General features: G+C 66.7%; 5 protein-coding genes. All 5 read left to right on the plus strand.

The features are described 5' to 3' along the window. The coding region (locus tag JHC36_RS09810) for a YfdX family protein (protein WP_287918617.1) at positions 1-582 on the plus strand (582 nt) is incomplete at its 5' end. A 15-nt stretch (positions 583-597) separates the two neighbouring features. Continuing rightward, positions 598-1,209: an HdeD family acid-resistance protein gene (locus JHC36_RS09815; protein ID WP_287918619.1), complete on the plus strand. Its 612-nt coding sequence runs from the start codon at positions 598-600 to the stop codon at positions 1,207-1,209. Positions 1,210-1,326: 117 nt separating this feature from the next. Then, on the plus strand, positions 1,327-2,541 hold the full coding sequence (locus tag JHC36_RS09820; protein WP_287918621.1) for a VLRF1 family aeRF1-type release factor: 1,215 nt from the start codon (positions 1,327-1,329) through the stop codon (positions 2,539-2,541). A gap of 36 nt (positions 2,542-2,577) precedes the next feature. Continuing rightward, a complete protein-coding gene (locus tag JHC36_RS09825; RefSeq protein ID WP_287918623.1) occupies positions 2,578-3,672 on the plus strand; it encodes a sigma factor-like helix-turn-helix DNA-binding protein in 1,095 nt (364 codons plus the stop codon). Positions 3,673-3,719: 47 nt separating this feature from the next. Further along, positions 3,720-5,189, plus strand: coding sequence for a cardiolipin synthase (gene cls / locus JHC36_RS09830; RefSeq protein WP_287918625.1), 1,470 nt, complete (start codon positions 3,720-3,722; stop codon positions 5,187-5,189). Positions 5,190-5,522 lie beyond the last annotated feature (333 nt).

Genomic DNA, 5,522 nt, shown 5'->3' on the forward strand with positions numbered 1-5,522 from the left:
CATGAATTCCTCGGCACGGCCAAAGACATCGAGCGGGTCGTCAAGGAAGCCAAATCGGCGCTCGGCGACCAGCGGGTGCAGGACGCCCGCCGCTTGCTCGAGCCGCTGGCGAGCGAAATCACGATCGAGGTCGTGAACCTGCCGATGGCCACCTACCCGGCTGCCATCAAAGAGGCCGCCCGTCTGACCGAGAAGGACCAAATCGCCGAGGCGAAAAAGCTGCTGGCCACGACGCTGAACACCTTGGTGGTGCAGCAAACCGCCATCCCGATCCCGCTGCTGCATGTCGAGGATGCGCTCAAGGAGGCGGAGCAACTGGCCCAAAAGGCGAGCCGCACGGCCGATGAAGAGAAAAAACTCGCCGACCTGCTGCGCTTCAGCAGTGAAGAGGTGGCCCGTGCCGCCGCGCTCGGCTACGGCAGCAAGGACGAGCACAAAACCTTCCAGAAAGAAATCAAGGAACTGCGCAAGAAGACGGAAGGCGGCAAGTCCGGCAGCGGCTGGTTCGAAGGCGTGAAGGCCTCGCTCGCCAAGCTGTTCAAGTCCAGCCAAAATGGCAAGACCAACACCACCCAACCTTGATCGAGGAGCCCCATCATGACGGATAACCTCGTGAAAACGCCCGACAACGGCGTCACCCAGATCGCCTTCGTCTCCCTGATCCAGACGAACTGGAAGTGGCTGGCGCTGCGGGGCGTGCTGGCTCTGCTGTTTGGTGCCATTGCGCTGTGGTCGCCGCTGGCGGCCGTCTACGCGCTGACCTTCGTCTTTGGTGCTTATGCGTTCGCCGACGGTGTGCTGTCGGTGGGCCTGGGCATCCACCACGCGCGCCAGAAGACCGACCAATGGTGGTCTTGGGTGCTGCGTGGCGTGCTTGGCATCTTCGCTGGCATCGTGGTGCTCGTCGTGCCCTGGGCGGCGGCCATGACGCTGGTCGTCTTCAACTGGGTGCTGCTGTCGCTGTGGGCGATCGCCACCGGCGTCTTCGAATTTTCTGCAGGCCGTCGCCTGCAGCGCGAAGGCGGCCGAGGCTGGATTCTGATGCTCAGCGGCGCCATCAGCGTCGCCTTCGGCGCTGCCGTTCCGGTCGTGCTGACCTTGAACCCCGCTGCCGGCATGGTGACCATGGGCCTGATGATGGGCGTGCAAGCCCTGATCACGGGCGCCCTGTTGCTGGCTTTGGCGCTCCAACTGCGCAAGAGCGCCTGAGCGCCCGGCAAACCCGAACGCAGGGCTGAGCGTTCCCCCACCGGTTCGGGGCGACCGACTCAGCCTTGCGTCGTCCCGACGCTTCCGAAACCAACCCTAGAGAAAGAGAAACACAACATGACCGAACTCGATTCATTGACCCAAGACCTGCAGTCCGCGTTTGGCGACGCAGGAGCCCCTGTTTTGTCCATTTATGCGGACATCAACCCCGCACGCCCCGAAAACGCGGGCCGCGCGTGGGCCAAGCGCATCAAAAACGCCCTCAAGGACCTGCCCGAAATCCGCGACGCTCACGGCAAGCGCGACACCCCGCTGTATGACGAAGTCCTGGCGCTCATCGACGAGGAACGGCCGGCTGCACGCTCGCTGGCGCTGTTTGCCACTCGCGGCTTGCACGGCCGTCTGGTCGTGCGCCGCATCGACCTGCAGGTGGATCTGCCGGTGGTCGACCTGGCCCAGGGGCGCGTGGAAGCGCGCTGGGGCGAGCCGTATCTGACGCCCATCTTCTTCGCCGCGGACGAATACGAGCGTGGCGGTGTGCTCCATCTCGAAGGCGCGAAGTGGCGCTTTTATGAGCTGTTCCTGGGCGAGCTGCGTGAAGACACCGCCGTCTTCGCCGACATCAGCGCCGACGAATGGCGCGAGCTCAAAGACCTGGCCGAGCGCATCGAAAACGCCGCAGCGCTGCGCCGTGCGCACACGGGTGGTAGCTTCGACAAGCTCTCGCCGAAAGAGCGCGAAGCCGCGAAAGTCAGCACCTGGATGCACAAGCTCTACACGCGCCTCGCCCAGGCGCTCGACAAGACGGTCGACCGCTTGGGCGTCGAGCGCCTCGTCCTCATGGGCGAACCGTGGCAGGTGTCGCATTTCGAGGGTTACCTCAGCCGCGGCCTGCGCAACCGGGTGGTCGCCCGCGTGCCCCAGCCCGCCAACGCATCGAACCCGACACCGCGCGACATTCGTGAACGTGTGACGCCGGCCCTCGAAGCGGCCGAACGTCAAGCCGAATTGGCGCTGCTGGAGCGCATCAAGGAGCAGCCGGGCGTCTGGGGTCTGGACCCCGTGCTCGACGCGCTGCAACTGGGCCGTGTGGAAACGCTGGTGCTGCCCTGGGCGCTCGATGCACGCATCTGGCGCTGCCCTGAGGGCGCTGTGGGCGGCACGGCAGAAATGGCCAAACTCTTTTGCGACCAGCCGCAGGAAGTGGCTTTGCGCGACCATGTCTGGCAGCTCGCGCGCGACTTTGGCGCGCGCCTCGAGTTCGTTCGCGGTGAGGCCGAAGCCCGAGTGCTGCGCGACTTCCAGGGTGCGGCAGCGTCGTTGCGCTGGTAAGCTCGGCGGCGATCATCCGACAGATTCAACCCACACATGAACATCAAACTCCATTACGAAGGCACCTCGGCGCAGGATGCGCCGGGCTGGGCCCAGGCCCTCGAAACCCAGATGTCCAAGCAGCTCCAGCCGCTGCTGGTCAAGCACGGTGCTGAGGACAGCGTGCTGCACGCGACACTGGGTAAGCTCAAGCGGGGCAGCAAGGCTTTTACCGTGCGGCTGCACATGCACCTGCCGGGCAAGAAGATCATCGCTGCGAGCGCCGAGGGCGCTGACCCGGTCGTCGCGAGCGAAGCCGCGATGGCGCGCCTGTTCCGCGAAGCCAAGAAGCACTTTGAGCTCTTGCGCGGCCAGGATCAGTACAAGCGCAAGGCGCGCCGCGAGCGGCTGCATGCGCTCAAGGAACAGATCGCGGCGATGCCCGAAGCCGTGGCGACGCAGGCGCAACAGGGCATCGAGGCGCTGCTGCAACGCCTCGAAGCAGTGGCACGCCGTGAACTTGCCTACTTGCGCGCCGTCGGCGACCTGCCCTCGGACTACCCGACCGTGCGCGATGTCGTCGACGAGGCCGCCGCCGCGACCAAAGCCGCGTGGCAGCCCGGTGCGGACCCAGACGCGGTCTATCGGCAACTGCTGAAGAACCTCTTCAAGGCCATCGACCGTGAGGTCGCCGCGAGCCGCCCATACGGCGAGGCCGTTTCGCTCGACGCTCCGGTGCCAACGGACGCTCAGGACGACGCCGAATCGATGGTCGAAGAAGAACTCTACGAGTACTACCAACCCGACGATACGCTCAGCGTCGCCGATGTGCTGCCGGAGACGGTCGAGGCTGCTGCCGAGGGCACCGAGCAGCCTGCCACCGCAGAGCGGGCTGGCGAACAAGCCTACGTGGTCGATGTGCTCAAAGACCTGCCGGTGGCGTGGCGCCGCGCCTTGCTGCTCGCCGAACTCGACGCGCTGGCCCATGCCGCCATTGCCGAAGTGCTCGACACCACCGAGCGCAGCGTGGCCAGCTGGATCGAACTGGCGCAGAGCTTCATCGAGGCGCGCCTCGGCGACGCGGGCATTGCTCGGCCCAGTGGCGAAGGCCGGGTGCGGCTGACGGTGTGGTTGCATGGCGGCGGTCGCTGAGCCGCTGACACGCTGACCGGTCGGCTCCAGCGCACACACGGCCGACCATGCCTGTCCTCGGCAACGATGCCTGGACCCTGGGCGCCCTGGTGGCTTCGGCCATCGTGGCGCCCTTCTTTATGGGCCACGCGCTGCTGCACAAGCGCGAGCCGCGCTCGGCCACGCTGTGGCTGCTCGTGATCGCCGCGCTGCCCCTGGCGGGCTCGGTGCTCTATCTTTTGTTTGGGGTCAATCGCATCGAGCGACGCGCACGGCGTCTGCGGGCTTCGGTGCACCACGCCGCTGCGGCCGCCCCTGCACAGGCCGGTGGTGACGCCCCGCCCCCGGTTCCGCCCACGTTCCAGGGCTTGGCGCACCTGGTCGAGTCGGCCACCGGCTTGCCACTCACGGCGGGCAATGCGGTCGAGCCGCTGCACGGCGGCGCGATGGCCTACCCCGAGATGCTGCGAGCCATCGACGAGGCGCGCCACAGCATCGCACTGGCCAGCTACATCTTTGACGGCCAAGGCATCGGCAGCGCCTTCGTCGACGCGCTCGTGCGCGCGCACCGTCGGGGCGTGGCCGTGCGCGTGCTGATCGACGACGTGAATGTCCGGCTTTCCCGCCAGACCGCCTACCGCGCGCTGGCCCGCGAGCGCGTGCCCGTCGCCTCGTTCAACCCCCCGATCGTTCCCGCCCGGCTGCATGCGGTTCAGTTGCGCAACCACCGCAAGTTGCTGCTGGTCGATGGGCGTGTGGGCTTCACGGGTGGCATGAACATCCATGCGCCCTACTGGTCGCCGGCCGCGCCCCAAGCCGCCTTCCGGGACCTGCACTTCCGCATCGAAGGGCCGGTGCTGGAGCACTTGATGCTGACCTTCACGCGCGACTGGTTCGACAGCGCCGACGAATGGCTCGGGTCCTCGTTCTGGCGCAGCGGGCCAGGCGGCCCTGCAGCATGGCCCGCGGGCGACCGTGACCGCCGCAGCGGCGCCCTCGCACGCGGCATCGAAGCTGGCCCCGACGACACCATCGATCGTCTGCTTTGGACCTGGTCCGGTGCACTCGCGAGCGCACAACACAGCGTGCGCATTCGAACGCCTTATTTCGTGCCCGAAACCACTTTGCTCACCGCCCTCTCCACCGCCGCCTTGCGCGGCGTGGAGGTGGACCTGATCGTGCCGCAACGCTGCGACCATGCCTTCGTCGGATGGGCCAGCCGCGCCAGCTACGCCCAGGTACTCGAACATGGCGTGCGCGTCTTCGAGCGACCGGGCCCTTTCGACCACACGAAGCTCATGCTCGTCGACCGCCAATGGGTCAGCCTCGGGTCGGCCAACTGGGACGCGCGCAGCCTGCGGCTCAATTTCGAATTCAACCTCGAGGTCTACGATGCCGCGCTCGCGGCCCGGCTCGAAGGCGATTTCTTCGAACGCCGGGCCGAATCGCACCCGGTCACGCTGGCCCATTGGCACGCCCGGCCTTTGGCGGCGCGGCTGCGGGACCACGCGGCCCGACTGTTCACGCCGATTCTCTGAGCCTAAATCCGGCAGTTGACCGCTATGAGCTGAATGCAAGTTGTTGATATTTCAACCGTTTTTGGTGCAAAAGCCGTTCACCGATTGGATGAGCGCTGCGCACCCGTTTGAGCCGCCCTCGGGCCCGGGGGCGGCGTTGCAAATCCTCGCCATGGCGCCCGCCATGGCTGTGGTTTGCGCCTTGCCCGCGCGCCCGATGACGGCCCGCCCGGGCGCGCCCAACTGCCGGATTTAGGCTGAGCGTTCCTCACCTCACTCCAAGGCGGAACGCACCCGATCGCAGGCGAGCAAGATGCGCTCGGGCGTGGCCGGCGCGTCGAGGTCGACGCGCAC

Source organism: Tibeticola sp. (assembly GCF_022759015.1).
Lineage (GTDB): Bacteria > Pseudomonadota > Gammaproteobacteria > Burkholderiales > Burkholderiaceae_C > Tibeticola > Tibeticola sediminis.